At 72.7% G+C, this 26,644-nt stretch carries 23 protein-coding genes and 1 tRNA gene; 8 read left to right on the top strand and 16 right to left on the bottom strand.

Annotation, left to right across the window (positions count from 1 at the left end; all coding sequences use genetic code 11):
* Positions 1–106: 106 nt before the first annotated feature.
* Positions 107–1,030, bottom strand: a complete 924-nt coding sequence (locus A4V12_RS22440; protein ID WP_064071214.1) for an aminoglycoside phosphotransferase family protein — start codon at positions 1,028–1,030, stop codon at positions 107–109.
* Between the two features lie 165 nt (positions 1,031–1,195).
* Entirely contained in the window at positions 1,196–2,200 is a 1,005-nt protein-coding gene (locus A4V12_RS22435) for a ParB N-terminal domain-containing protein (protein WP_234372297.1), read from the bottom strand.
* 512 nt (positions 2,201–2,712) lie between these two features.
* Between A4V12_RS22435 and A4V12_RS22430 the strand changes: the two genes are divergently transcribed.
* From A4V12_RS22430 to rfbD, 3 genes are read left to right on the top strand one after another with little or no spacing between them, the layout of a single operon-like run.
* The gene (locus tag A4V12_RS22430; protein WP_064071212.1) at positions 2,713–3,780 is read left to right on the top strand and encodes a glucose-1-phosphate thymidylyltransferase; all 1,068 of its coding nucleotides are present in this window, start codon (positions 2,713–2,715) and stop codon (positions 3,778–3,780) included.
* Between the two features lie 50 nt (positions 3,781–3,830).
* Positions 3,831–4,820, top strand: a complete 990-nt coding sequence (rfbB, locus tag A4V12_RS22425; RefSeq protein WP_064071211.1) for a dTDP-glucose 4,6-dehydratase — start codon at positions 3,831–3,833, stop codon at positions 4,818–4,820.
* A 54-nt stretch (positions 4,821–4,874) separates the two neighbouring features.
* Positions 4,875–5,789 carry a dTDP-4-dehydrorhamnose reductase gene (gene rfbD / locus A4V12_RS22420; RefSeq protein ID WP_064071210.1) on the top strand — a complete coding sequence of 305 codons (915 nt, stop codon included), beginning with the start codon at positions 4,875–4,877 and terminating at the stop codon, positions 5,787–5,789.
* Positions 5,790–5,874: 85 nt separating this feature from the next.
* On the opposite strand, the gene A4V12_RS22415 is transcribed toward rfbD, so the two are convergent.
* The 3 genes from A4V12_RS22415 to A4V12_RS22405 all read right to left on the bottom strand — a co-directional run bounded on the left by A4V12_RS22415 (position 5,875) and on the right by A4V12_RS22405 (position 8,645).
* Entirely contained in the window at positions 5,875–6,477 is a 603-nt protein-coding gene (locus tag A4V12_RS22415) for a dTDP-4-dehydrorhamnose 3,5-epimerase family protein (protein ID WP_064071209.1), read from the bottom strand.
* A gap of 59 nt (positions 6,478–6,536) precedes the next feature.
* Positions 6,537–7,643 carry a hypothetical protein gene (locus A4V12_RS22410; RefSeq protein ID WP_064071208.1) on the bottom strand — a complete coding sequence of 369 codons (1,107 nt, stop codon included), beginning with the start codon at positions 7,641–7,643 and terminating at the stop codon, positions 6,537–6,539.
* Between the two features lie 66 nt (positions 7,644–7,709).
* Positions 7,710–8,645: a phosphotransferase gene (locus tag A4V12_RS22405; RefSeq protein ID WP_064071207.1), complete on the bottom strand. Its 936-nt coding sequence runs from the start codon at positions 8,643–8,645 to the stop codon at positions 7,710–7,712.
* Positions 8,646–8,775: 130 nt separating this feature from the next.
* Between A4V12_RS22405 and A4V12_RS22400 the strand changes: the two genes are divergently transcribed.
* Complete coding sequence (locus A4V12_RS22400) at positions 8,776–9,549, top strand: inositol monophosphatase family protein (RefSeq protein WP_234372289.1); 774 nt, start codon at positions 8,776–8,778, stop codon at positions 9,547–9,549.
* A gap of 57 nt (positions 9,550–9,606) precedes the next feature.
* Here A4V12_RS22400 and A4V12_RS22395 read toward each other — a convergent pair whose 3' ends face one another.
* Together A4V12_RS22395 and A4V12_RS22390 are read right to left on the bottom strand one after the other, a co-directional pair.
* Positions 9,607–10,842, bottom strand: coding sequence for a DegT/DnrJ/EryC1/StrS family aminotransferase (locus A4V12_RS22395; RefSeq protein WP_064071206.1), 1,236 nt, complete (start codon positions 10,840–10,842; stop codon positions 9,607–9,609).
* A gap of 91 nt (positions 10,843–10,933) precedes the next feature.
* Positions 10,934–12,475: a GMC family oxidoreductase gene (locus A4V12_RS22390; RefSeq protein ID WP_079137256.1), complete on the bottom strand. Its 1,542-nt coding sequence runs from the start codon at positions 12,473–12,475 to the stop codon at positions 10,934–10,936.
* 234 nt (positions 12,476–12,709) lie between these two features.
* On the opposite strand from A4V12_RS22390, the gene A4V12_RS22385 reads away from it, so the two are divergent.
* Entirely contained in the window at positions 12,710–13,984 is a 1,275-nt protein-coding gene (locus A4V12_RS22385) for a DegT/DnrJ/EryC1/StrS family aminotransferase (protein ID WP_064071205.1), read from the top strand.
* 6 nt (positions 13,985–13,990) lie between these two features.
* Here the strand turns inward: A4V12_RS22385 and A4V12_RS22380 are convergent, their stop codons facing one another.
* The 6 genes from A4V12_RS22380 to A4V12_RS22355 all read right to left on the bottom strand — a co-directional run bounded on the left by A4V12_RS22380 (position 13,991) and on the right by A4V12_RS22355 (position 20,751).
* Positions 13,991–14,635, bottom strand: coding sequence for an HAD family hydrolase (locus tag A4V12_RS22380; RefSeq protein ID WP_064071204.1), 645 nt, complete (start codon positions 14,633–14,635; stop codon positions 13,991–13,993).
* A 43-nt stretch (positions 14,636–14,678) separates the two neighbouring features.
* On the bottom strand, positions 14,679–15,671 hold the full coding sequence (locus tag A4V12_RS22375; protein WP_064071203.1) for a phosphotransferase family protein: 993 nt from the start codon (positions 15,669–15,671) through the stop codon (positions 14,679–14,681).
* Positions 15,668–16,375: a hypothetical protein gene (locus tag A4V12_RS22370; RefSeq protein WP_064071202.1), complete on the bottom strand. Its 708-nt coding sequence runs from the start codon at positions 16,373–16,375 to the stop codon at positions 15,668–15,670. Before A4V12_RS22370 ends, A4V12_RS22375 begins: the two co-directional genes overlap by 4 nt.
* A 59-nt stretch (positions 16,376–16,434) precedes the next feature.
* Positions 16,435–17,196 (bottom strand): SAM-dependent methyltransferase, encoded by a 762-nt coding sequence (locus A4V12_RS22365; RefSeq protein ID WP_064071201.1) that lies wholly within the window; start codon positions 17,194–17,196, stop codon positions 16,435–16,437.
* A 67-nt stretch (positions 17,197–17,263) separates the two neighbouring features.
* Positions 17,264–19,006 carry an ABC transporter ATP-binding protein gene (locus A4V12_RS22360; RefSeq protein ID WP_064071200.1) on the bottom strand — a complete coding sequence of 581 codons (1,743 nt, stop codon included), beginning with the start codon at positions 19,004–19,006 and terminating at the stop codon, positions 17,264–17,266.
* Complete coding sequence (locus A4V12_RS22355) at positions 19,003–20,751, bottom strand: ABC transporter ATP-binding protein (protein WP_234372287.1); 1,749 nt, start codon at positions 20,749–20,751, stop codon at positions 19,003–19,005. The genes A4V12_RS22360 and A4V12_RS22355 overlap by 4 nt, the downstream gene beginning before the upstream one ends.
* 443 nt (positions 20,752–21,194) lie before the next feature.
* Here A4V12_RS22355 and A4V12_RS22350 point away from each other — a divergent pair, with 443 nt between their 5' ends.
* On the top strand, positions 21,195–22,541 hold the full coding sequence (locus A4V12_RS22350; RefSeq protein WP_234372286.1) for an NAD(P)H-dependent oxidoreductase: 1,347 nt from the start codon (positions 21,195–21,197) through the stop codon (positions 22,539–22,541).
* A 246-nt stretch (positions 22,542–22,787) separates the two neighbouring features.
* Here the strand turns inward: A4V12_RS22350 and A4V12_RS22345 are convergent.
* Positions 22,788–22,861: transfer RNA gene (locus A4V12_RS22345), tRNA-Pro, on the bottom strand.
* Positions 22,862–22,989: 128 nt separating this feature from the next.
* On the opposite strand from A4V12_RS22345, the gene A4V12_RS22340 reads away from it, so the two are divergent.
* Together A4V12_RS22340 and A4V12_RS22335 are read left to right on the top strand one after the other, a co-directional pair.
* Positions 22,990–23,724: a transketolase gene (locus tag A4V12_RS22340; RefSeq protein WP_064071198.1), complete on the top strand. Its 735-nt coding sequence runs from the start codon at positions 22,990–22,992 to the stop codon at positions 23,722–23,724.
* Positions 23,725–23,737: 13 nt separating this feature from the next.
* A complete protein-coding gene (locus A4V12_RS22335; RefSeq protein ID WP_064071197.1) occupies positions 23,738–24,637 on the top strand; it encodes a transketolase family protein in 900 nt (299 codons plus the stop codon).
* Positions 24,638–25,124: 487 nt separating this feature from the next.
* Here A4V12_RS22335 and A4V12_RS22330 read toward each other — a convergent pair whose 3' ends face one another.
* Positions 25,125–25,583: a carboxymuconolactone decarboxylase family protein gene (locus A4V12_RS22330; RefSeq protein WP_064071196.1), complete on the bottom strand. Its 459-nt coding sequence runs from the start codon at positions 25,581–25,583 to the stop codon at positions 25,125–25,127.
* Positions 25,584–25,739: 156 nt separating this feature from the next.
* Positions 25,740–26,606: an alpha/beta fold hydrolase gene (locus A4V12_RS22325; protein WP_064071195.1), complete on the bottom strand. Its 867-nt coding sequence runs from the start codon at positions 26,604–26,606 to the stop codon at positions 25,740–25,742.
* Positions 26,607–26,644: the final 38 nt, after the last annotated feature.

The raw sequence follows: 26,644 nt of genomic DNA, 5'->3' as shown, positions 1-26,644 counted from the left end.
GGCGGGGAGGTGCGGCGGGCCGGTACGGGGCGGGGCGGCGCGGTACACGACGCGGGCGCGGCACACGGCCCGGGTGGGGTGTGTGCCGCGCCCGGTGGTGGCGCGCTCAGTGACGGGGCAGTGCCTCGGCCACGGTCGTCTGGGAGGGGTCGATGGCGGTCCGCCCGTCCTCGATGTCCCACAGGGTGTTCTGCAGCAGCCGGGCGAGCGTCCAGCCGGCCGCGCGCTCGCGGTCCAGCCCGAGGGCCTCGGTCAGCAGGTCGAAGCGGCGCCGCACCACCCGGGGGGCATCCTCGGTGGCCTGCAGCTTCTCCCAGCCTGTGTCCAGCGCCGGCCACAGGTCGAATCCCGGGTCCCCGATGAGGGGTTCGGGGTCGATGGCGAGCCAAGGCTCGCGTTCGGCGGCGAGCACGTTGTCGTAGTGGAGGTCCCAGTGCAGCATCCGGTCACCGGGGTCGCCGGCCAGTTCGGTGACGACCGATGCCCAGCCCTTCAGCCGCCTTCGGTCCGCGGGGTCCCGCAGGGCGGCGGCGGCCTCCGGCACGGACGCCAGCATGTCGCGCGCCACGTCGCCGAGGCCCCGCAGGCCCTCGGGCGCCGGAACGGAGTGGAGCCGGGCCATCAGGCCCGCCAGGGTGCGCGTCGCCTCGTCGTCGTCCGGGACGGACGCGAGGGTGCGCGAGCCGTCCAGGCATTCCAGCAGCATGGCGCTGCTTTCGGGGTCGTGGTCGAGCAGTCGCACGATGCCGTTGCCGTTCCATGCCCGCAGCCCGATCAGGGCGGCGGTCGTCTCCTCGCGGGGCATCTGGAGTTTGAGCGCGGCACGGGTGCCGTCCGCGCGACGCACCGGCACCACCAGGGATGCCTCACCGGACCCGAGGGCGCCGTCACGCTCCAGTTCCCACCGGTCGAGCAGCTCCGCGACCAGCACTGGCAGACGGGTGATCCAGGTCCGTTCCTCTTCACCACCGCTCCTCGTGTACGACGCGACCAGCGCGTCGGGGAGGTCGATTGCTTGCGGCGAACTCATGGGGGGTTGTCCTTCGGGGAGTGGGTGTACCGCCGGTGACCGGCCGCCGGACCCGTGCGGGCCCGCCGGCGATGCCGGGGCGGTCTTGCCTTGGCCGCGCGAGGTCGCGCGGCCGCGCGGCGGGCCGGACGGCCACCGCGCACGGGGGTCGGGAGACGAAACGGCTCAGGCACCCGACCGCAGACCGGCCCGCAGGTGTCCGCGGGGGCCGGCTTCGGTGGCGTGCGGTGCAGGGCCGTTCGCGGCGTCGGCTTCGGCGCGCTCCAGTTGCTCGGCCACCTGTTGCCAGATCTCGGCGCAGCCGCGGGCGAGTTCGGCGATGACTTCGATCCGGTGCGGCGGCACGTTGCCGAGCAGCCGGGCCCAGTCCTGGCTGCGGACGGCCACCACGTTGAGCCAGCGCAGCAGCACCCGGCCGTCCTCGGTGAGCCGTATGGACGGGTCACGGCTGAGGTGGCGCAGCAGCAGTGCCCGCGACGGCCGGCTCTCCTCGGCCCGGTCGGCCCGCGCCGGCGGCTGTTCGCCGCCCGCCGGCCCGCCCCGCTCACGGTCGCGGCCGGGGAGCGGGCTTTCGCCGCGTCGCAGCCGCCTGCGCACGTCGGAGGCAGTGCCCAGCGACACCCCGGCCTGGGCCGCGATCTGCCGCAGGGGCGCCGTGGGGTTCTCCTGGATCAGCCGGCCGGCCAGCCTCCGTCCCTCGGTGGGGTCCAGCGGCCGGGAGCGGCCGTCCCTGCCGATCCGCACGTTCGACTGTGGAAGGCCCTCAGTCGAACAGGACCGCAGGGTTCCCACGGTTTTCGCGGAAAGGCCCGTCGCGCGCCCTATGGCCCGGTCGGACCAGAGCGGATGGGTGTGCAGGATGCGGACAGCCGCCGCCTTGCGGTCGTCGAGCGACAGCGGCAGGCCATGGGCGATATTGCATTTCACCGCGAGGACGAATGCCTCCTCCTCCTCGCCCTGGAAGTACCGGACGGCGATCTCGGTGGCGCCCCGCAGTTCGGTGGCCCGCAGGCGGTGCATACCGTCGATGACCTTCATCGTGGAGGACATCACGACGATGGGCGGCAGCACCGCTCCGGATTCCGCGAGAGTACGAATGTGTTCGGCATCCTCGCCGGCACTCCGGGGAGAGTCGGAGTCCTGGAGGGAATCGATCGGCACCATCACCACGTCGGACAATTGCGGGTTGTAGTCGTCCGATACTCCCGTGCCCCCCATCGGCTGGTCACGGGCTTGAACAGGGTTGTTACCTAAATTAGGCTCCATTACCTATCCTTCGGTCGCCAGTCATTCGCGGCAGCACGGAGCAGCGCCTTCGATCTTTCACGCGGCATATGCTTAGCATCGATGAACGTTTGAGTAAAGTTAGGCAAAGCGGCCGAGATCCGCCCCCCGCGCGGGCAGTTCACGAAGGGCCCGCGCCCCGTCATCGTGGGGTGGGCAGAGCCGACGAACGCGAGCCGGCCGGGCAACGAAGGCGACGGCGTACGCCCCCCGCCCTCCTTTTCGGCCACCCCCGACGATCCAACGTCCGTACAGGTCAACGCAGTCTTCACGCCGAAGGATGACCACGCGGCGAAAATGCGCCAGACCACCCGAATGATTTCCGCCGCCGTTCGGCGGCGTGCGCCCTCCACCGGCGGCCCGCAGCCGTGTTCCCACGACCTCGCAGGGAGAACGACATGAAAGCGCTCGTACTGGCCGGCGGATCGGGCACTCGCCTCAGGCCCATCACTCACACCTCCGCCAAACAATTGGTACCGGTCGCCAACAAACCGGTCCTCTTCTACGGGCTCGAGGCGATCGCCGCAGCCGGCATCACCGAAGTCGGTATTGTCGTCGGTGACACGTTCGGCGAAATCAGTGATGCAGTGGGGGACGGTTCGAAATTCGGCCTCGAAGTGAGTTATATTCCACAGCCCAAACCTCTGGGACTCGCACACGCCGTGCTGGTCGCCCGCGATTACCTCGGCGACGACGACTTCGTCATGTACCTCGGGGACAACTTCGTGGTGGGCGGGATAGACGGCCCGATCCGGGACTTCCGGGCCGTCCGCCCGGACGCCCACCTCCTGCTCACCCACGTCTCCGACCCGAGGTCGTTCGGGGTCGCCGAGCTGGACGCCTCGGGACGGGTGCGAGGGCTGGAGGAGAAGCCCGCGCAGCCCCGGAGCGACCTCGCGCTCGTCGGGGTGTACCTCTTCTCCTCCGCCATTCACGAGGCCGTCCGGGCGGTCAAGCCGTCCTGGCGCGGGGAGCTCGAGATCACCGACGCGGTGCAGTGGCTGATCGACGCCGGCCGGGACGTGCGTTCCACGCAGATCACCGGCTACTGGAAGGACACCGGAAACGTGGCAGACATGCTGGAGGTGAACCGGCTGGTCCTGGAGGAGACCGAGTCCCGCCGCGACGGGCTGGTGGACGAGCACAGCGACCTCATCGGCCGCGTCCGGGTCGAGGGGGGCGCCGAAGTGCGCAACTCCCGTGTGGTCGGCCCCGCGGTGATCGGTGCGGGAGCGGTCGTCTCCGGATCGTACGTGGGCCCGTTCACCTCCATCGCCGAGGACTGCCTGGTCGAGGACAGCGAGGTGGAGTTCTCCATCGTGCTGCGCGGGGCCTCGATCTCCGGGGTGCGGCGCATCGAGGCGTCACTCATCGGCCGGCACGTCCGGGTGACGTCAGCGCCGCCGGTGCCGCACGCCCACCGGCTCGTCCTGGGCGACCACAGCAGGGCACAGATCTCCTCGTGAGCCCCTCACCCGATGCGTGACCGTTCCGACCGGAAACCGGAGCCCTTGCGATGACCACACACCTGCTCGTCACCGGAGGAGCCGGCTTCATCGGCTCCCACTACGTCCGCACCCTGCTCGGTCCCGACGGACCGCCCGACATGGTGGTCACCGTCCTGGACGTGCTGACCTACGCCGGCAACCCGGCCAACCTGACCGCCGTACGCGGGCATCCCCGCTTCCGGTTCGTGCGCGGCGACATCTGCGACGCGCCCCTGGTCGACCGGGTGATGGCGGGCCAGGACCAGGTCGTGCACTTCGCCGCCGAGTCGCACGTCGACCGCTCACTGCTGGACGCCTCCGCATTCGTACGGACCAATGTTCACGGCACCCAGACGCTGCTCGACGCGGCGCGACGGCACGGGGTGGCGCCCTTCGTCCAGGTGTCCACGGACGAGGTCTACGGCTCCATCGAGCACGGCTCGTGGACGGAGGACGAGCCCCTGCGCCCCAACAGCCCCTACTCCGCCTCCAAGGCGTCGGCCGACCTGCTGGCCCTGGCCCACCACGTCAGCCACGGCCTGGACGTGCGGGTGACCCGCTGCTCCAACAACTACGGTCCCCACCAGTTCCCCGAGAAGCTCGTCCCCCGGTTCATCACCCTGCTCATGGACGGCCACCGGGTGCCGCTGTACGGGGACGGACTGCACGTGAGGGAGTGGCTGCACGTGGACGACCACGTACGGGGCATCGAGGCGGTGCGTACCCGCGGCCGGGCAGGCCGGGTCTACAACATCGGCGGGGGCACCACGCTGAGCAACCGGGAGCTGGTGGGGCTGCTGCTGGAGGCGTGCGGGGCCGACTGGAGCAGGGTGGAGCACGTCGAGGACCGCAAGGGCCACGACCGGCGCTACTCCGTCGACTCGACCCGGGTGCGGCAGGAGTTGGACTTCCGTCCGACCACCGACCTGCTCGGCGGACTGGCCGCCACGGTCGCCTGGTACCGGACGCACCGCTCCTGGTGGGAGCCACTGCTCCCGGCCGGTTCGCTGCCCGCCTAGCCGGCCCGCCCGCCTCGCCCCGGCGCCCGGCACGCATCCCCGGAGACCGACACCATGTCCCCGTACCCCCGCCCGCGGTGGCTCGTCACCGGTGCGTCCGGCATGCTGGGGCGCGACCTCACCGCGCTGCTGGTCCGCCGGGGTGCCGCGGTGACCGCGCTCGGCCGCGGTGCCCTGGACATCACCGACGAGCGGGCCGTGCGGTCCGTGCTGGCCCGGCACCGTCCCGCGGTGGTGGTCAACTGCGCGGCCTGGACCGCGGTGGACGCCGCGGAGGCCGAGCCGTCGCGGGCGATGGCGGTGAACGGCGACGGCCCGCGCCACCTGGCACGGGCCTGCGGCGCCCTGGGCGCCGTGCTGCTCCAGCTGTCCACCGATTACGTGTTCGCCGGTACGGCCGAGCGGCCGTACCGGGAGGACGACCCCACCGGTCCCACCACGGTGTACGGCGCCACCAAGCGGGCCGGGGAGCGCGCGGTGCTGGAAGCCCTCCCGGAAGCCGGTTACGTGGTCCGCACGGCGTGGCTCTACGGGGCGGGCGGCCCCAACTTCGTGGCCACCATGATGCGGCTGGAGGCCGAGCAGGACACCGTGGCGGTGGTGGACGACCAGCACGGCCAGCCGACGTGGACCGTGGACGTCGCGAGCCGGCTGGCGGCGCTGGGGTCGGCTGCACTGGCGGGTTCGGCACCGGCCGGCGTCTACCACGCGACCAACGCGGGCGGCACCACCTGGTACGCCCTGGCTCGGGAGACGTTCCGGCTGCTGGGCGCCGACCCTGGCCGGGTACGGCCCACCAGCACACGGATGCTGGCCCGCCCGGCCACCCGCCCGGGGTACAGCGTCCTGGACCACTCCCGCTGGCGGGAGGCGGGGATGGAGCCGCTGCGGGACTGGCGCCTCGCACTGGCGGAGGCGTTCCCCGCGCTGTGCGGGGCGGTGGGCCGCTCGGCCCTGCCCCGGCACTGAGACGCCCCCGTGCCGCTGCGCGGCCACGCACCGTGGCCCACCGGTGCGGGCGCACCGGTGGGTCTTCGGCCGCCGCCGGCCCGGTTCAGGCCGCGGTCTGCCCGCGCAGGGTGCGGTGGAAGGCGACACAGTCGTCGTACACCGGCAGCAGCCCGCGCCGTTCCGCCTCCGCGAGCGTCGGAGCCGTGCGGTCCTTCTCCGAGAGCACCGGCCGGACGTCGTCCGGCCACACGATGCCGAGGCCCGGGTCGAGCGGGTGGACCCCGTGCTCCCGCCCCGGGGTGTACGCCCGTGAGGTCAGGTAGACCACGACGGCGTCGTCCGTCAGGGCCATGAAGGCGTGGCCGAGCCCGGCCTCGATGTACAGGCTGTGGTGCGGGTCGTCGAGCCGGACGGCCTCCCACGCGCGGTAGGTGGGCGAGCCGACGCGGACGTCCACCACGACGTCCAGCACGGCGCCACTGAGGCAGGTGACGTACTTCGCCTGGCTCGGTGGCATCTGCGCGAAGTGCACTCCGCGCAGCACGCCTCGCCGGGACACCGAGCGGTTGACCTGTGCGACTCCCGGTTCATAGCCGAGCGCGCCGCTCAGCCCGGGGCCGCTGTAGAGCTCGTGGAACTCGCCCCGGTCGTCGGTGAACGCACGGGTCTCCGACAGCCAGGCGCCTTGCACACGGAGCGGACGCATCCGCGCCTCCTTGCGGTTCGATGGGGGTCGAGGGGCCGACGGATGTCGCGGCCGCCGTGTCAGAAGCGGTACGTCTCCAGGACGCCGGTCCTGCGGACGTCGAGGGTGACACCGTGGAAGCCGCCGCCCAGCATGCGGGCATGGGTCAGCCGCAGCGGCAGCACGTCCACCCCGTGCCGCTCCAGCACCCGCATCAGCTCCCGCTGCCGGCCGTCCGCGACGACCAGCCCCGGCCGGACCACCAGCAGGCTCATCCCGGTCCAGGGCGAGCTGTGGAGCGCCTCCCCGGGGTGGCCGAGTCCCACCGGCTCGGGGCACTCGATCCGCTCCCAGGAACGCAGCACGGCGGGCAGAGTGTCGTCGGAGACCCGGGACGGGTCCACCAGGACCAGGCCCGGCCGCAACGGGACCAGCGTGGAGTCGAGGTGGGGCGAGGCGGACAGGCCGTGGCACGGATGCACGGTGTACGCCCCGCCGAGGGCCGACTGGAGCCAGCGGGCGCCCAGTGCGTTGCCGCTGTCCGATACCAGGTAGAGCAGGTCGGTGCCCAGCCGCAGCACGTTGGCCGCGTCGAACACCGGCTCCAGCTCGCGCAGCCGCTCGCCGGGGGGCGCGCCGGGATCGTACATCGCGTCGGCCAGCCGGGGCTTGGGCGCGGAGATCCACCTGCTGCCGCTGGTGAGGTACTCCGTCAGCAGCTCGCGGTACGCGAACGGTTCCAGGAAGCGGGCCCGCAGGGCCATCGGGGTCTCGATGACCGTGTCGCCGACAGTGAGCAGACCGTCCCGGGGGCAGAGATCGTGGTAGCCGTCGCTTGCGCAGTCGGAGGTGCGCCCGGGTGCCGCCCGGTCCCGGGCCCGCGGGCGGCGGACCGTGACGCCGAGGCCGCGCAACTCCTCGCACAGTTCCTCGAGTTCCGCCTCCGTTTCCTTGAGCACCCGGTCCGGGTACGGCCCCGGGAGGACGCCCGGCCGACCGCGGGCGACGGCGGGCCCCGGCCGCCCGGAGCACCGCGGTTCGCCCGCGTGCCCGGGCGACGCGGTGTGCGCGGTGTACTCGACGGTGAGCAGGCTGCGGTCGGCGACCGGCACGCGCGCGCCGAGGGCGGTGCCGATGACGACCTCTTCCAGCGGGTCCCATTCGTTGTGGACACTGACCAGGCTCACGGCGGTCCTTCGGTACGAGGCGGGTCACGGTGGCGGGTGGCAGCGGCCGGGGGAATAGCCGCGCGGTCAGGCCGGAGGAAGGTAGCGGGTCAGCCGGCCCCACATGGCGTCGTCGTCGGCGTCCCCTGCGTGCGGTCCGGTGAAGCGGCTCGCGTACTCGGCTATCTCGGCGAGCGTCCAGCGCAGTTCGTAGAACCGCAGGAACAGGGCGCGACCTTCGGGAGCGGTACCGAACACCCGGGTCAGGGCAGCCCAGTCGCGCTCCGGCGGCGCCCACATCGCCCCGCCCCAGTCGATGATGTCCACGCCGTCCCCGTCGAACAGGACATTGGCGAGGCTGGGGTCGCCGTGGGTGAGCGCGGGGCGCTCGCCGCGCCACCGGGACGTGCACCGCTCGGCGACGGAGGCGGCCTCCTCGCGCAGCGCGGTGACATGATCCCAGCGCCGGACCACCAGGCGGGTCAGCCGGCCGCCGTAGGGCCCGTACTCGGCGGCCCCACCGTTCCGGGCGGCCTGCAGCGCCTTGTCCAGGTCGTTCTCGAAGGGGAACCGGAAGTCCTCGGTGGGCACCTCGACCGCCCGGGAAGCGGGCGGGTCGAAGGCGTGCACGTCCCGCAGCCGGCGCACCAGGAGGTCGAGCTGCGCCGGGGTGGGGAGCCGGGAGGTGGCGGTGGCACGCTCCAGGTAGGGGAACACCACGACGGGAAGGTCCGCGATCCGGTGGACGACCCGGCCGTCCCGTCCGGGCAGCGGGGCCAGAACGTAGTCCTTGCCGCTCTCCCGCAGCAGGAGTGACATTTCGTACGCTCCCGGGAAATGACCGTCCAGATCCCGGCGGACGCTGATCCACAGGGGGCCGCAGCGGTACGACCAACTGTCCTCGCCCAGCGGGAAGAACTCCGGATCAGGCAATATCTGATTCCCGGGGAAGTATTCTCGGAAGTTGTCCTCGACAAGCCGGATGATGCTCCGGCGTTCCACGAGCGTGTTCTCCAAGAGCATGCCACAAACTAACACCGCGGACCGTCGATCCGCCTTTGTCCGCCGGGCGTTCAACTGTCCACGTCCAGGCTGCCGTCAACGGTCTCGCGCGGCAGGGCGCGGTATTCGACGGGGTGGTTATGGTGGGCTGATGGAGATGGAAAGCGACCTGCTGCTGGCGCACCGGCTCGCCGATCTGGCGGACGAATTGGCCCTCGGATTCTTCGGACGGCGCCCGGCCGCGCGGCGCAAGGACGACGGGAGCCCGGTGAGCGAGGCCGACCTCGCCGTGGAGCGGGCGGTGCTCGCGGTGCTGGTGGCGGAGCGGCCCGGGGACGCGGTGCTGAGCGAGGAGAGCGGCTCGACGGGGGCGGGGGCGCGGCGCCGCTGGATCCTGGACCCCATCGACGGCACGATCCCCTTCCTGGCCGGACGGCGGGACTGGGGCACCCATGTGGCCCTCGAGGTCGACGGGGAGTTACGGGTGGCCGTGCTCAGCCGACCCACCGAGGGCACCACGTGGTGGGCGGTGAAGGGGCGGGGGGCTCACGCCCGCACTCGTGGCGAGGCCCTCTCCGCGTCGCGTCCGCTGCGCGTGCCGGCGGTCGCCGTGCCGCTCGCGGCGGCGCGGGTGGGCGGGTTCCTCATGCCGGGCTCCCCCGTCGAGCCCCTCCGCGATCGGATGCGGTGGATCGACTCCTCGGTGTGCCTGGTCGCGGATCTGCTGGAGGGCCGGGCCGATGGAGTGGTGGACGAGGGCGGTCATGTCTGGGACCGCGCGCCGGCCGCCCTGCTGGTGCGGGAGGCCGGTGGTCACGTCGACGACCTGCGGGGCGGCAGCCGGCTGGACGCGCGCTGGCTGGTGTACGCGGCGGACGGCATCGCCGGTGCGCTGACCGCGCTGGTGCGCGACGCGGCCGCCTGACCCGGCCTCCCGGCCGCCGGGCCCGGGAAGGGGGGCGGCCCGGTCGCCGGGGGCGGGTCAGGCCGCGCTCTCGCCCTTTACGGCCCGGCGGAACGCGTCGGCGGCGCGCTCGATCTCGGCCTGCGAGGAACCGGGATGGACCCCGAACCCCGGCCCGAGGTAGCTGTCGGAGACCCCTGCGGCAAGGGCCACCGACCGGGCCAGCACGCCGTCGGTACGGGGCAGCGCGCCGGGCGCGAAGGAGTACGCGGCCGGCCTGCCGCCCGGCGCACGCGACGGCACGACCGAATGGTCGCCGCGGCTGAACGCGGTGAGCGCGGGCAGCCCGCCGTAGTAGTGCGTCGGCGAGTCCAGCAGGGTGCGGGAGCCGAGCCGGCGGGCGGCGTCCCGGGCGTGTGCGGGGTCGTCGAAGACGTACACGGCGGTCGTACCGCACTCGCCCGCGGGGTCGTGCACGGTCCTCGGGCGCACTCCGGGCAGGTCCCCGATCGCCTCCACCAGACGGTGCTTGACGTCCCGGACCCGGCCGAGAATCCGGTCGAGCTTGCCCAACTGGGCGAGCGCCACCGCGGCGTGCAGTTCGCCGAGGCCCAGGTTCATGCCCAGCAGCGGGTCGCCGTCGCCCCGGTCCCGGCGGTAAGGGAACCAGCCCTGGTCGTGGAAGGAGTACGCGCGCTGGAATACCAGCGGGTCGTCGGTGAGCACGAAGCCGCCCTGGAGGGAGGTGATCACCTTGTAGTGGTTGAGGGAGAACGTGCCGGCGCTGCCCAGGGTGCCGAGCGGCCGGCCGTGGTAACTGCCGCCAGCGCTCTGCGCACAGTCCTCCAACAGGTGCAGGCCGTGTTCGTCCGCGAGCGCGCCCAGCGCGGCCATGTCCGAGGGTGCGCCCAGCATGTGCACCGCCATGATCGCCCGGGTACGGGGGGTGATCCTGGCCCGTACGTCGGCCGGGTCCAGGGTCAGGGACTCGTCGACCTCGGCGAGTACCACGTCCGCCCCGCAGTGCAGGACGGCGGCGATCGAGGCGACGAACATGTAGCCGGGCACGACGACTTCGTCACCCGGGCCGATACCGAGGCCGACGAGGGCTGCGACCAGGGCGGAGGTCCCGCTGTTGACGCCGAGGCAGTGAGCGGCTCCGAAGCGTTCGGCCGCGGCCCGTTCGAAGCGACGCACCCACTCGCCCTCGCCGGGGTCGTCGAACGCTTCACGGTTCGCGTACCAGCGGTCGAGGACGGCCATGACATTGGCGCGCTCCTCGTCGCCGAAGAATCGGTATCCGGGTCCCGGCACGGTGTTCCTCCTGGGGTCGCGCGGTGGTCTCGGTGAGGTGCCGCGGCGCACGGCCGTGGCACGGGTCCGCTGGGGGTCGCGGGCCCGGATGTCAGGCGCCGGCGAGGAATCCGGCGAGGCGGCGGGAGAGCGCGATGGTGGTCAGCGACGGATTCGCCGCGCCGAGGCGCGGGAAGACGGCCGGTCCGGCGGCGTACAGACCGGGCAGCGCCCTGAAGGCGTGCCGGGTGTCCAGGAGCCGGCCGAGCGGCAGGCTGCCACCCTCGTGGTCCTCGGTGCCGAGCAGGCTCGTCCAGGTCTCCGGGAGGCCCGCCGACTGACCGCGGGTACGGTCGGGCAGCACCCGGGTGTTGTCGCGGTCGGCGTCGCCGAAGCCGGTGAACTCCAGTGGAACGGCGGGCACGCCCACGTCGGCGGCGGCCCTCGCCCAGAAGTCGCCCAGCAGGTCGCGCTGGGCGCCGATCATCTTGTGGTCCTCGGGCAGCAGACCGGTGCGCACCCGCGCCCGCCAGGGTGGTTCGTCACGGGGCGGGCACTCCACGACGCTGTGGTCATTGGGCAGCTGCTCCCCCGTGACGCGGACGTCCAGCAAAGCTCGGCCGGGCCCGTCGGGATGGACGTCCATGCGCAGGTAGGATCGGAGCACCGGGTCGGTGGGCAGATGGTAGGAGCCGGGACCGGGCAGCCGGTCGGCGGGGAGCCGGACCACGAAGCCCTGCACGATGTGGTCGGCCAGCCCGCCGAGCCGAGGGAAGCGCAGGGCCCCGGCAACGGTCAGTGCGTGCGCGGCCAGCCGGGTGCTCTCCACGGTTCCCGCGCACAGCACCACGGTGTCGGCGCCGACCGTGGTGACGGCCCCGTCGGCCGTGCGCAGCAGGACGCCGCGTGCCCGCCCGGCGCGCACGTCCACGGCGAGCACCTCGGTGCCGCAGCGGACGGTGACCCCGGGCGGCGGGACGGGGCGCCCTTCGACCGTGCGCCAGGCGTCGAGCGCCGTGTACGCCTCCCAGCGGCCGGTTCCGGGCCTGCGGCGGCAGGCCCGGGGCAGGGGGCGGAACTCCTCGCCGCCGAACGTGGTCCGGGCCGGTTGCGCGGGGTCCCACAGGACGCCACCGCTCCAGGCGGTCAGGTCCGCGCCGACCTGGTCGTACCAGGAGGGGGCGGTGGCGGTGCCGGTGGTCAGGGCGGCGGTGACGTCGGCGGGCCACTGCGGTGCGCGCAGGGCCCAGTCCTCCAGCGGCAGCACCACTCCGTGCCAGTACAGCGACCGGCCGCCCAGCCGGCGGCGGAGCCCGGAGATGCCGGTGTAGTGCGGGGGCGCCGAGGATCGCCACGGCCGGTGGAAGTGCGGGTCGCGCTCCGGGGCGAAGACCAGCTCAGTGGCGGCTTCCCGGGTGTGCGTCAGGTGGATGTGGGCCAGGTCCTCGCCGGGGCCCGCCTCCAGCAGGAGGATGTCGCCGACGCCGTGGCCGGCCAGCGCGTTGGCGAGTTCGGTGCCCGCGAGTCCGCCGCCGACGATGACGGTCCCGGCGTGCCGGGGAAGGGAGCCGGAAGACGGGAGATGCCCGTCGGTGTGGTGACTGCGGCGGGCGCTGCCGGCCGTGTCGTGGTGTGTGTGGGGATTGCCGGACATCTCTGACTCCCTCGCCTGATGCTTTCCCCGCCTTCGGCCGCGCTGGGTGACCGTTCATTCGGCGCGGGCCGGTTCGCCGCAGCGTACCGATACGTTCGACTGCGTGTGTTCCTCACTCGAACGCCGCGGGTGTTCGCAGCCGTTGGGGCACATCGTCGGCGCTGTGGCGTACGGCTGGCTCGGGTGCGTAAATTCCTCACCCCATCCGTCGCATTCTCGAAAGCGAGGGCAATCATGGGAAATGCACTGGCAATCGCCGGTGGACCGCGCCTCACGAACCGGGAGTGGCCACGATGGCCACAGCCGGGCGAACGTGCGCTGAAAAGCCTCGAAGACGTTTTGACGAGCGGGCGCTGGACGATCAGCTGTGCTTATCAGGGGCGCGAGTCCTACGAGCGGCAATTCGCGGCCGCATTCGCCGACTACTGCCGTTCGGCGCTCTGCGTCCCGATGGCCACCGGTACCGCCTCGCTGGCCGTCGCGCTGGAGGCGTGCGGGGTCGGCGCCGGCGACGAGGTGATCGTGCCCGGGCTCACGTGGGTGGCGTCCGCATCGGCGGTCCTGGGCATCAACGCCGTTCCGGTGCTGGTGGACGTCGATCCGCGCTCGTACTGCCTGGACCCGGCGGCCGTTGAGGCCGCGATCACCGAACGGACCCGTGCCATCACCGTGGTGCACGCCTACTCGGCCGTGGCAGACCTGGATTCGCTGCTGGACATCGCACAGCGGCACGGCCTGCCGCTGATCGAGGACTGCGCCCACGCCCACGGTGCGAGTTACGGCAACTGGCCGGTGGGGGCGTTCGGCACCGCGGGGGTGTTCAGCATGCAGGGCAGCAAGCTGCTGACCTGCGGCGAGGGCGGCGCACTGGTGACCGACGACGCGGATGTGGCGAACCGGGCCGAGCATCTGCGGGCCGACGGGCGGGTGCTGCGGCGCGGGTCGGTGGACGTGGGTGAGATGGAACTGGAGGAGACCGGCCGCCTGATGGGCAGCAACGCCTGTCTGTCGGAGTTCCACGCGGCGGTGCTGCTCGACCAGCTGGCGCTTCTCGACGGGCAGAACGCCCGCCGGACCCGGGCGGCCGAACACCTCGCGGGCCGGCTGGGCGAGCTGGGCCTGGCGGTCCAGGAGACGTCCCCGGGGACCACGGACCGCAGCTACTACCGGTTCCTGGTCCGCGTGCCCGACGAGGTGCTGGCCGTGGCGCCGGTCGACCGGCTGGCCCGGGCGCTCACCGCCGAACTGGGTTTCGCCGTGACGCAGACCCACCGGCCGCTGAACGACAACCCGCTCAACCGGCCGGCCACCCGGCGCCGCTTCGCCACCGACGCGCGCTACCTGGAGCGGGTGGACCCGGCCCGCTTCGACCTCCCGGTCGCGACGCGCGTCCACAACAGTGTGGTGAGCTTCGGCCACGAGGTGCTCCTGGCGCCACTGGACGCCATCGACGACATATCCCGGGCCTTCCGCAAGGTGCTGGACAACGTCAGGGAGATCGGCGGCTGAGGTGTCTCACCGGGCGGACGGCTGCACACCGCCCCGCACCGCGGCCCCGAGCCGGTCGGCGAGGACCTCCGGTGCGGAGACGTGCAGGGTGCGCATCCCCAGCCCGGCCCCCACCCGCAGCACCGTGGCGCGGTCGTCGACGAGCAGGGTCTCGGCGGCCGTCGCACGGCACCCGCGCAGCGCCTCGGCGAAGAAGGCCGGCGCGGGTTTCACCAAGCCCGTGCGCCAGGACGAACACAGGACGTCGAAAAGCGCGAAGTGCCCGTGCACCTCGTCCTTCAACCGGTCCCAGTGCTCGGCCTCGTTGTTGGTGAGGACCAGGGTCAGCTCCGGCCGTGTGGCCCGCAGCTCGCTCAGCGCCCGGAAGCTGTTCCCGTACGCCCGGACGGAGTCGAGGTACGCGCGGTCCAGCCAGTGCGCCTCGGCGGGCGTTCCGACCGGCGGTCTGCGCTCCTCCGCAACGAGCCGGGCGATCACCTCGTACACGGTGTGCGCGCCGCTCTCGTACTGCGGCGCGGACGCCTGGACGCGCCGGGCGAGCCGTCGGCGGTCCACGCCGTAGCGATCGGCGACCCGGTCCAGGAAGTCCGTCTCCTCGTTGATGTTGTTGTAGAGCACACCGCCGGCGTCCACGAACAGCGTTCGGATCATCAATCCACCTCTCCCCCCGCACGGCCGGTCACGGCCCGCGGGCTCAGCGCCCCAGCACGGGGGCGTAGTAACCGCTGTCGGCGTGCGCCCAGGCGACGAGCATCCGGTACGGCTCCCACTCCTGGTACGCCTTCCTGCCGGGCTTGGCGAGCTCACGCTCCAGGCCCCACGCCTCCAGCTGGACCGAATGGCCGACCAGCAGGTCCACCTCGGCGTCGGTGCGCAGGAAGGGGCGGGCCAGTTCGGCCACCGCCTCCTGCAGCAGTGCCCGGTCGGCGCGTTCCCGGGCGGTGGACCCGGCGTCCGGCCCGGGGGGTGCGCAGGCCATCTTGACCAGTTCGTTGAGGTCCAGCTGCACGGGGGCGAGGACCGCGAACTCGAAGTCCAGGAGGGACACCACGTCGGTGCCGTCCCACAGGGCGTTCACCGGCGAGAGATCCCCGTGGTTGAGCACCCGGAGGGCCGCGGGCAGGGCGGCCCAGTGTCGCTCGAGCGCGGCGCCCAGCCGCCGGCGTTCGCCGGTGGTCAGCACGCCTGTGGCGCGGAGTCTTCCCAGCGCGGCGTCGGCCTCGTCGAACGTCGTCGCGTAGAAGGGGTTGCGGGGGCGGGCGACGGGCGCGGCGGCGGCCGGGTCGACCCGGTGCACCGCACGCGCCCGCTCCCACAGCCGCCGCGTCGCGGTCACCCGCCGTTCGCCGTCCAGGGAGGCCCAGGCGTCGTCCAGACTGGTCGCCGCGATCTCGCGGGTGACCACCCACTCGAAGCCGCGGATCGCACCGGAGTCGAGCACCGTCGGGTAGCCCACGTCGAGGGGCAGCAGGGCGGCCAGCCGGCACTCGCGCACCAGATCCCGGGCGGCGGCGGAGCCCGCGACGCGCACCGCGATCCCGCCGCCGATCCAGGTGGCGTTGGTCCAGCCTGCCGCGCGACGGGCGGTCGCGAAGTCCGCCCCGTGGCGCCGGAACACCTCCGCGGCCACGGTGGCCGCCTCGGTGGTGCGCGCCCCTCGTCCGGTGCCGGTCGTGGGGCCGGTCACGCCTGCGCCATCAGCCGCAAGGAGACGACCAGACGCAGGGGGTCGCCCCCCTGGGGCAGCCGCAGCAGCGGCGGTACCTCGTGCCACATGCGTGGCCCGAGGAGCCGGGCGTCGCCCTCCCGGTCGTACATCGGTTCCAGGTAGCCGCGGCGGAGGATGCGCATGACACCGACGGTGTCGTAGCAGAGCGGGAACTGCAGGTTGAACCGGTCCAGGTCGGTGTCCTCCTCGGCGCCGTGCGGGCCGATGTAGTCACCCTCCCGGTAGGCCAGGAGGAACACCCGCTCGTAACGCAGCCGGCGGCCGGTGATGGTGTCGACCACGGGCAACAGCTGCCGCGCCGCGTGTTCGGCCCAGTCGAGCAGGCCGTGGTCGCGCAGGACGGTGGTGACCCGTGCGGAGTGGGCGGGCGAGTCGGACTTGGCGTCGATGCGCTGGAACCGGAAGCCGTATCCCAGCCCGCCGCCGTCGGTGGTGTGCTCCTGGCAGTCGACCAGGGGCTCGTCGCCCAGCTGCCGGTACGCCGACAGGGCTGCCGCCTTGAGCGCGGTGACGTCGGCGACCTGCGGTATCTGGGCGCAGCGGTGGGCGCCGTAATGGGCGCGCAGGGCGTCGAGGTCGATGCCGGGGCCGGAGGTGCGCAGCCGGTCGGCCGGCACGACGGGATGTGCGGTGCGGTCGGTGCGGTCGGTGTGGGCGTCCACGGGAACCCTCTTTCGCGATCGGTCGGTCACGGTGGGCCGGGGCGCGCGGTGGTGGTCGCTCAGGCGGTGCCGAGGACCATCAGGCGGCGGCTGCTGACGGTGAACGTGCCACCCGTCTCGTTCATGACCCGCGCGTGGGAGAAACCGGCGGTGCGGAACCACTCCAGGATCTCGGGCGCGGTGAACATACGGACGCTGTAGCGGGCCCTCTCCACCTTGTCGTCCCGGATGGTGATCTTCTCCGCGTAGTAGCGGCTCGCCTCGGCGTCCAGCTCCTGGATGTCGACGGCCATGTCCGGTCCGCGGCGCAGGACGTCGACGTGCATCTCGTGGTTGGCCAGCACGCTCGGGATGTGTCGGTACGGGGAGTGCATGTCGAGCAGGAATCGGCCGCCCGGGCGCAGTGCGCGGCGGTAGCGCCGGAGTATGTCCCGGTCCGTGTCGTCGTCGAAGTAGCCGAAGGAGCTGTACCAGGACACGGCCGCGTCGAATTCCGCTTCGAAGGACATCTCACGGAGGTCGACGTGCCGGTAATCGACTTCGACCGCCAATTTTCTGGCCTCCTGCCGGGCCATTTCGAGAAAGCGCTCGTCCCGGTCGACGCCGACCACGTGATAGCCGCGTGATGCGAGCACGTTGGCGTGCCGGCCGTGTCCGCACGGCGCGTCCAGGAGGCGCATCCCCGGTTCGAACCCACCGAGTTCCACCATGCTCGTCGCTTCCTCCCCGCTCAGCTCGGGAGTGAGGTCGGGCAGGTCGAAGTAGTCGTAATCGTCGCCGAAAAGGCTGTCCCAATCCACGTGCGGCTTTCTCGGATTCATGAGGCTCAGGCTAGGCCGGAGCCGTATGTGCCGCAATGATTTCAATCGCCGCGGAGGGGGCGGGAATTCACTCGCCCTGCCAGGTGCGCCACAGAGCGGCATAGGCGCCGCCGGCGGCCAGCAGCTCGTGGTGACTGCCCAGTTCGGTGATGCGGCCCTTGTCGACGACGGCGATGCGGTCGGCGTCCTCGGCGGTGTGCAGCCGGTGCGCGATGGCGACGACCGTCCGGTCGCCGAGCACAGCGGCCATGGCACGCTCGGCGTGCCGTGCGGTGGCCGGGTCGAGCAGGGCCGTGGCTTCGTCGAGCACCAGTGTGTGCGGGTCGGCGAGCACCAGACGGGCCAGCGCCACCTGCTGGGCCTGAGCGGCGGTGAGGTCGTGCCCGGTGGAGCCGACCAAAGTGTCAAGACCGTCCGGGAGCGCGGCCGCCCAGTCGCCCGCGCCGACGACGTCCAGGGCGCGCTGTGCGAGGCTGTCGTCCGCGCCGGGCCGGGCCAGGGCGAGGTTCTCCCGCAGCGTGCCGCGGAAGATGTGGTGCTCCTGCGTGACCAGGGCGATGCGACCGCGCAGTTCCTCGGTGGCCAGCTCGACCAGAGGCACGCCCCCGACGCTCACGGTCCCGGAATCGGGGTGGTAGACACCGGCGAGCAGCTTGCCGAGGGTGGACTTCCCGGAGCCCGACGGGCCGACGACGGCGAGCCGTTCACCCGGCGCCAGGTCCAGGTCGACGCCGTGCAGGACGGCGCGTCCCGGCACGTACGCGAAGGTGACGGCCCGGGCGCTGAGGTCCTGTCCGTCGGGCCGGGCGCCGGTCGGCTCGCGGTCGGCGGGCAGCTTCCCGACGCCGAGCACCCGGGCCAGCGACGCGGAACCGATCTGCAACTCGTCCATCCAGCTCAGCACGTCGTCCAGTGGGAAGATGAGCTGCCGTACGTACAGGGTGGCGGCGACCACCTGGCCCAGGGGGGCCAGCCCGCCCGTGTACAGCAGCCCGCCGACGGCGACGGTGGCGACCAGCGGGACGGCATAGCTGAGCTCGACCGACAGGTACCAGGCGCTGCGGAGCCACATGGTGTGGCGCTCGGCCTCGTACGCCTCCCCCAGGTCGCGGTCGAGCTCCCGGCGCCGCCGCGGGCGCAGGCCGAACGCCTCGGCGGTGCGCGCACCGGGCACCGTTTCGGCGAGGTTGTCCCCGAGGGCCACGTACCCGGCCGCCCGCCTGCGGTAGGCGACGCCTGAGCGCCGCAGGTACCAACGGGTCCCGGCCCACAGCAGCGGGACGACGAGGAGGCTGGGCAGGGCGGTGAGGGGTCCGGTGAGCAGCAGGGCGACGAAAGTGAACAGGCAGGTGAGCGTGGCGATCAGGGTTTCCGGCGCGGCATAGCGGACGGTGTTGGTGAGAGCGTCGGTGTCGCGTGAGGCGCGGGTGATCAGGTCACCGGGCTCGGCGTCCTCCACGGTGGACAGCGGCAGCGACACGACCCGGTCGACGAAGTCCTCGCGCACCTCTGCGGTGATCTTCTCGCCGAACCGGCAGGAGCGCTGGACCGCGCCGTAGGTGAGCGCCGCGTGGCTGACCAGTGAGGCCAGCAGGCCGAGGGCGAGAAGGTCGACGGTGTTGGCCGTGGTGCCGTCGGCCACTTCGTCGACGAGCCGCCCGACGAGCCAGGGGGCGATCAGTCCGCACACGGCCGCGAGTCCGTGCAGTGCCAGCAGGAACCCGAGGTCCCGACGGTGGCGCCGGGCCAGGGCGCGGGCGTGCCGGCGGACCTCGGCGGTGTCGGCGACCGGCAGCATGGCCCTGCTCATTCGGTGTTCCCCCGGGTGACGAGACCGGTGGCGGGCGCTCCTTCGGCGGCGTCGCCGGCGGTTCCTCCGGGAGGGTCGACGGCGTGGAGCTCGGTGAGGGCGCCGCCGGTTTCGCGCTGGATGACACGGCGGTACTCCGCGCTGGTGGCCAGCAGGTCCCGATGGCGTCCGGTGGCGGAGACGGACCCTCCGTGCAGCAGGGCGACCCGCTCGGCGCGGTCGAGCAGCAGCGGGCTGGAGCTCACGAGGACGGTGGTGCGGCCCTCGCGGGCGGCGCGCAGCCGGCGTCCCACCCTGTCCTCGGTGTGGGCGTCCACGGCGGAGGTGGGGTCGACCACGACGAGGACGTCGGGGTCGGCGAGCACCGCGCGGGCAAGGACCAGCCGCTGGCGCTGGCCGCCGGAGAACCGGTTCCCGCCGGCGGTGATCACGGTGTCCAGGCCTTCGGGCAGCGCTTCGACGACGTCCTCCGCCGCGGCGACCCGCAGGGCGGCGAACACCTCGTCGTCCGTTGCGGTGCCGTGCGGGTCGAGGCTGTCCCGCAGGGGCCCGCGCAGGAGCCGGGAGCGGTTGTCGACCACCAGGATGTGCCGGCGGACCTCGGTGGTGCGCAGATCGCCGAGCGGCAGCCCGGCGTACCTGACGGGACCCTCGGCGTAACCGCCGAGCCGGTCGGCCAGCCGCACGCCTTCCGTCGGCGGGGCCACGACCACCAGGAAGGACCCGCCCGTCACGACCAGTCCGGTGACCTCGTCGACCAGGTCGTGCCGGCCCGCCGGCACCGGGGCGCGCCCGCGCTCGACGTCGGGGCACGGGGCGGGCAGTGCCAGTACGGCCACCACTCGGCGGGCGGCCACGTGGGCGCGGGTGAACCGGTCGGCGGTGTCGGTGAAGATGGCCAGCGGTTCGACGAGGAAGGCGGCGTACGCGTAGAAGGCGACGAGCTCGCCCGGCGTGACGGAGCCGGTGAGCGCGGCCCGGGCGCCGATCCAGGTGACCGTGCCGACCAGGAGGCCGGGGAGCAGTACCTGGGCGGCGCGGATGAGGGCCTCCGCCCCGGCGACGCCGGAGCCGGCGTCGCGTACGCGCTGGGAGCGTTCGCGGTAGGACCGGGCGAAGGACGACTCACCGCCGACGCCCCGCAGGACCCGCAGTCCGCTCACCACGTCGGTGAGCCGGGAGGTCAGCTCGCCCTGGAGTTCCCGGTAGGCGCTCTGCCTGTGGTGCAGCGGGCGCAGGGTGTAGCCCAGGGTGAGGATGATGGCGGGCAGGGCGACGATCAGGAGGAGACCGAGCGAGGGCGACTGGTCGAGAAGTATGAAGGCGACCAGGAGCGTGGAGACGACGGCGCCGAAGGCCCGGCCGACGACGTCGAACGCGCTGCCGATGGTGGTCATGTCGGATGTGCCCACGCTGACCAGCTCACCGTCGTCGACGCGCCGCTCCAGGCCGGCCCCGAGCCGGTCCGCGTGGCCGACCACCAGCTGCACCGTGCGGAAGCCGGCCGACAGTGCGTTGTGCATGCTCAGCCGACGGCGGATCATTCCGGACACCGCCTGCACCACTCCGAGGCCCAGGAGCACCGCGGACCACAACAGCACGGCGTTCATGTCGCCGGGGATCAGACCCTCGTCGACGGCCTCGCGGACGACGACCGGCACGAGTGCCTGCGAGCCGAGCCACAGCAGGCCGAGGAACGCGGCGACGCCCAGCGGCCCGGCCATGCGGCCCGCGAGCCACAGCAAGTACCGGGAAGCCGACCGGATATCGGGGACGCCTGGGTCTGCGACGGGGAGCGGGCGCATTGCGCGAACATACCGAGTGCTCCGGACGGCTCGTCAACTTCCGTTCATTGCAGCCGGTTCCTTGTTCGACTGCGTACGGTAAGCAGTCGAAAACCCTCGCGGTCACGGTACGCGCGCCAAGGGCTCTTCGGTGTCTTTCCCAGGCGAAAGCCATTCCGGCTCCGTTCACTGGTTCCCGTACAGGGTCGGCCGACCGGCGGCTGTTGCCCGGTTTCCTGGCCCCGACCTAGCCTCGCAATTCCCTGACGCAACAACAGGCATCGGAGATTCGCCATGCTGGTTCACGCCACTGGGCCGAAGGGTGCGGCGCTCATGGAACGGAAACAACCGGCGGAGGACCGCCGAACACCCGCCGGAATCCGTCGCCCGTTCCGGTTCCCGGTGTGCCCGCTTCCCGCGCGGCGCCCGGGGCACGCGGCGGCCGCAGGGCCGGCGGCCCGCCGATGATCATCGTCGATACGGCGCTGCGCCGCCGCGCGGAAGAGGGTCGGCCGATCCGGGTCGGCATGGTGGGTGCCGGTTACATGGGGCGCGGACTGGTCCGGCACATCACCGCCGCGGTGCCCGGCATGCGGGTGGCGGCCATATCCAACCGGAACCCGGACAACGCGGAACGCGCCTACAAGGAGGCAGGACTGGCTCCGTGCCGGGCCGACACGGCCGACGCGATCTCTGCGGCTGTGGCCACCGGCCGGCCAGTGGTGACCGAGGACGCGTTCGCACTGGTCGCTGCGGAGGGCATCGACTGCCTGGTGGACGTCACGGGGGCGGTCGAGTTCGGCGCCCGGGTCACCGTCGCCGCCATCGAGCGGGGCCTGCCGGTGGTGACCATGAACGCCGAACTCGATTGTACGGTCGGCCCGTTGCTGGCGCACCGTGCCCGCTCGGCCGGGGTGGTGCTCACCGGGGCGGACGGTGACCAGCCGGCGGTGCAGGCCAATCTGCTCCGCTTCGTGCACAGCCTGGGCGTCACCCCGCTGGTGGCCGGAAACATCAAGGGCTTCCAGGACGAGTACCGCACCCCGACCACCCAGCAGCCGTTCGCCGACCGGTGGGGCCAGAACGTTCACATGATCACCAGTTTCACGGACGGGACGAAGGTCTCCTTCGAGCAGGCGATCGTGGCCAACGCCTTCGGCTTCACCGTGCCGCGGCGCGGCATGTACGGGCGCGACCACCGCGGCCACGTCGATGAGCTGACACTGATGTACGACGTGGACGAACTGCGCGAGTTCGGCGGCATCGTGGACTACGTGGTGGGCACCAAGCCCGCGCCGGGCGTGTACGTGCTGGGCACCCACGACGACCCGGCGCAGCGTTCGTACCTGGAGCTGTACAAGCTCGGCCGGGGCCCGCTCTACTGCTTCTACACGCCCTACCACCTGTGCCACTTCGAGGTGCCGCACACCGTGGTGCGCGCGGTGGACTTCGGCGATGCCGCACTGACCCCGCCCGCGGGCCCCCGGGTCGACGTGGTGGCGACTGCCAAGCGCGACCTGCCCGCCGGTACGGTGCTGGACGGCATAGGCGGCTACGACACCTTCGGGGTGGCCGAGTCGCACACGGCGACCCGCGCCGGCGAGCTGCTGCCGATGGGGATCTCCGAGGGCTGCGTGCTGCGCCGGGCCGTCGCCAAGGACACCGTGATCTCCTACCGTGACGTGACGCTGCCCCCGGGCCGCCTGGTCGACGCCCTCCGCACCGAGCAGGACGAGCTGTTCACCCCGTGAGGTCTCCCCGACCGTCCCGCTGCCCGGGCGCCCCAGGGTCCCGCTGCCCGACCGGGTCGGGCCCGGGCCGCGCCGGGCGCCTCCTGCCGGCGAGCCGGTCGAACCGGCCGCCGTTCGGGTCCGGCCGGTGCGGGACGTACCTCAGGGCGCTGCGTGCGCGGTGCGCAGGTCCAGCGGCACCCGGAACGATCAAAGGGCCGTTTCAGATCACTCTGAAACGGCCCTTTGACCTGCGACTCCTTCGAGTCGGGACGACAGGATTTGAACCTGCGACCCCTTGACCCCCAGTCAAGTGCGCTACCAAGCTGCGCCACGTCCCGATGCCCGTCTGACCTGGGGTTTCCCCTCGGCCCTGCGTGCACGAGAACAATACCGCACTCCTGCCGGTGATCACGAACCACTTCCGCGGGTTGACCTCAAGCGGGGTTGAGGTTGCACTGTCGGTGGCATGACGAACACGGCTGAGATCTCCGTGGCGGGCGGCGGCGCCCGCGACGACAAGCGGGGCGCACCGCGCGAGCTGGAGCGGCTGATGGCCCTGATGACCGGTGACGAGAAGCACGGCCCGGCCGCCACGTCCACGCTGGACGCGCTGTGGGTGCTCTACGACCGGGTGCTGCGGGTGTCGCCCGCGACCGTGGACGCGCCGGGACGGGACCGGTTCCTGCTGTCGAAGGGGCACGGCCCGATGGCGTACTACGCCGTCCTCGCCGCCAAGGGGTTCCTCTCCGAGGAGCTGCTGCCGGGCTTCGGGTCGTACGACTCGCCGCTCGGCCACCACCCGGACCGGCTGCTGGTGCCGGGGGCCGAGATCGGCAGCGGGTCGCTGGGGCACGGGCTGCCGCTGGCGGTGGGCACGGTGCTCGGGCTGCGGGCGCACGGGCTCACCGACCCGAGGGTGTGGGTCCTGGTCGGCGACGCGGAGCTGGACGAGGGGAGCAACCACGAGGCCATCGCTTACGCGGGCCCGGCAGGACTGGAGCAGCTGCACACGCTGGTGATCGACAACGCGTCGGCGAGCTTCGCGCGGCCCGGCGGGATCGTCGCCCGGTTCGAGGCGGCCGGCTGGTCGGCACAGGCCGTCGACGGGCGGGACCACGAGGCGCTGTACGCGGCGTTCACCCGCCCCCATCCGGGGCGTCCACGGGCCGTGGTGGCCCGCGTCGAGCCCAAGAACGCGTAGGGGGAGAACACTCATGGACACGATGCGTGACCGTTTCATCTCGACCACGACCCGGCTGCTGGACGAGGACCCGCGTCTGGCGCTCGTCCTCGCCGAGATCAGCCGCGACGGCTTCCGGCAGGCGGAGGAGAGGCATCCGGACCGGGTGGTCAACGTCGGGATCAGGGAGCAGCTGCTGATCGGCGTGGGCGGCGGCCTCGCGCTCACGGGCCTGCGGCCGGTGCTGCACACCTTCGCGAGCTTCCTGGTCGAGCGGCCCTTCGAGCAGGTGAAGCTGGACCTCGGCCACCAGGGCGTGGGCGCGGTGCTGGTGAGCGCGGGGGCTTCGTACGACTGGCCGGCCGGCGGCTTCACCCACATGTCGCCGGGTGATGTGGCCCTGCTGGACACGCTGGACGGCTGGACGGTGCACGTGCCGGGACATCCGGACGAGGCGGAGGCCTTGCTGCGGCACGCCGTCGCGGGCGACGACAGGGTGTACGTACGGCTGTCGCTCCAGACCAACCGGGAGGCGCGGGCCCTCACGGGCGGCGGGTTCCTCACGGTCCGCGAGGGCCGGGCGGGCGTGGTCGTGGCGGTCGGCCCGATGCTCGACACCGTCCTGGCGGCGACGGAGGGGCTGGACGTGACGGTCCTGTACGCCACGACCGTGCGCCCCTTCGACGGCGCGGCCGTGCGGCGTGCGGTCGCCGGCGGTGGCCCGGCCGACGTCGTGATCGTCGAGCCGTACCTCGCGGGCACCTCGACGGCCGCCGCCAACGACGCCCTGGCGGACGTCCCGCACCGGGTCCTCGGCCTGGGCGTGGCCCGGCGGGAGTTGCGCCGCTACGGCCGGATGGACGAGCACCTGGCCGCACACGGCCTCGACCCGCGGGGGGTGCGCGACCGCGTCACCGCGTTCCTGGGCGGCTAGGGAGTGTCCGCAAAGTATCGGCGTCCGCCCGGAGGGCGGGGGTCGCGGTGTCCGGTGCGTGCGATCGCAAGGCGGAGGAGGGAGCCATGGTGACCGACAACAACGCCGCTGGGGGTCCCCCCTCTGGGGGAGCGCGTGCCGGGCGCCGCGGGCCAGGCGAGACTTTGCGGACACGACCTAGGGCGCTGCGCCGCCGGCCCGGCCCGTGTCGGCGGCCCATGACACGGGCCGGGGCCCCGGCCTGCGGGCCCGCCCGGCGGTGAGCCGCCGAGGCGGGGATGGGCGCCGAAGCGGGGATGGGTGGCGAGGCCGGCATGGGCGCCGAGCAGGCGACGCGGGCCGGCCTGGCGCCCGGCGTCGGCGAGGACCCAGAGCGCCGCCGCGCCCACCCGCGGCCGGGCTGTACGGTCCGCCACCGGCAACGGCGCCGAACGGAGGCCGGGCGCGCCGCGACCGGTGGTCGCGGCGCCCCACGGCCGCCCGGAGGTCACCAGCCGGGCACGCCCGCCGGCTGCTTGACGGTGACGTTGATCCGGTTGAAGAAGTTGGTTGTCGCCACCCACAGGATGATCGAGGCGAGCTGGCGCTCGTCGAAGTGGTGAGCGGCCTCCTCCCACACGTGGTCCGGCACCGCGTCCGGCGTGTCGGCGAGCCGGGTGGCCGCCTCGGCAAGCGCCAGCGCCGCCCGCTCCGCGTCGCTGAAGTAGGGCGCCTCGCGCCAGGCGGCGACCGCGTGCAGCTGCTCGTCGCTGACGCCGCTCTTCTTCGCCTGGCGCGCGCCGAGATCGACGCAGAAGCCGCAGCCGTTGATCTGGCTGGCGCGCAGGTGCACCAGCTCCAGGACGGTCTCCGGTACACCGCCCTTCTTCGCCGCCTTGATCAGATCCTGGATGGCGGGCATGACCTCGGGGATGACGGTGGCCGGGTTGTCCATCCGAGCCTTCATGGGGCTGCTCCCTCGTTCCGTGTGACGGGCCTTCACCCTTCCGACGGACCGGAGCACGGGAATGTGACACGAGGCCCCGCCCGTGGGGAAGTTGTGACGCGCCTCACCCACCACGGGCCGGTTCCTGCCGTCCCACCCCCGCGGTGCGTCCTCGTGTCATGCGTCGGCCGTGAAGAAGGCCGCCAGGTCGGCGACGAGGGCCTCGGGGGCCTCCTCGGCGATGTGGTGCCCGGAGTCGATGCCGTGGCCGCGTACGTCGTCGGCCCAGTCGCGCCAGATCGCGACGGGGTCGCCGTACAGCTCCTCCAGATCGTCCCGCAGCGACCAGAGGATCAGGGCGGGGCAGCGGACCCGCCGTCCGGCGGCCCTGTCCGCCTCCTCGTGGCGGGCGTCGACGGTGAGTCCGGCGCGGTAGTCCTCCAGCATGGCGCGGACGACGTCCGGGTTCCTGGTGGCCGCGCGCCACTCGTCGTGGTTCTCCCGCCCCATGGTGCTCGGGTCGCCCCGGTACCACCGGTCGGGGTCGGCGTTGATGACGCGTTCGGGGATGTCCGGCTGGGCGAAGAAGAACCAGTGCCACCATTGGGTCGCGAACGTCGCGTCCACCCGGGCGAGATGCTCGGTGAGCGGAAGGCCGTCCAGGAACACCGCGCGCCGCACCGCCTCCGGACGGTCGAGCGTGAGGCGGAGGGCGACGGCGGCACCGCGGTCGTGCCCGGCGAGGTGGAAACGCGCGTGGCCCAGCGCCTCCATCACCCGCACCAGGTCCCCGGCGACCGCCCGTTTGGAGTGGGCGGTGTGGTCGGCGGTGGGTGCCGGGCCGCGGGAGCGGCCGTAGCCGCGCAGGTCGGGGCAGACGACGGTGAAGCCGCGCTCGGCCAGGAGCGGGGCGACGCGGTGCCAGGTGGCGGAGGTCCGGGGGTGACCGTGCAGCAGGAGGACCGGTGGCCCGTCGCCCCCGTACCGGACGAAGATGTCCGCTTCCCCGGTCCCGACGGTCGTTGCTTCGAAGTGTTCGAACATCACCTCAGCATCGCCCGGTGCGCCGGTGCGCGGAAGAA

This window comes from Streptomyces noursei (genome assembly GCF_001646665.1).
GTDB classification, from domain to species: Bacteria; Actinomycetota; Actinomycetes; order Streptomycetales; family Streptomycetaceae; genus Streptomyces; species Streptomyces lavendulocolor.
Note: the sequence above shows the minus strand (reverse complement) of the source record. Positions and strands in the feature narration are given on the sequence as shown.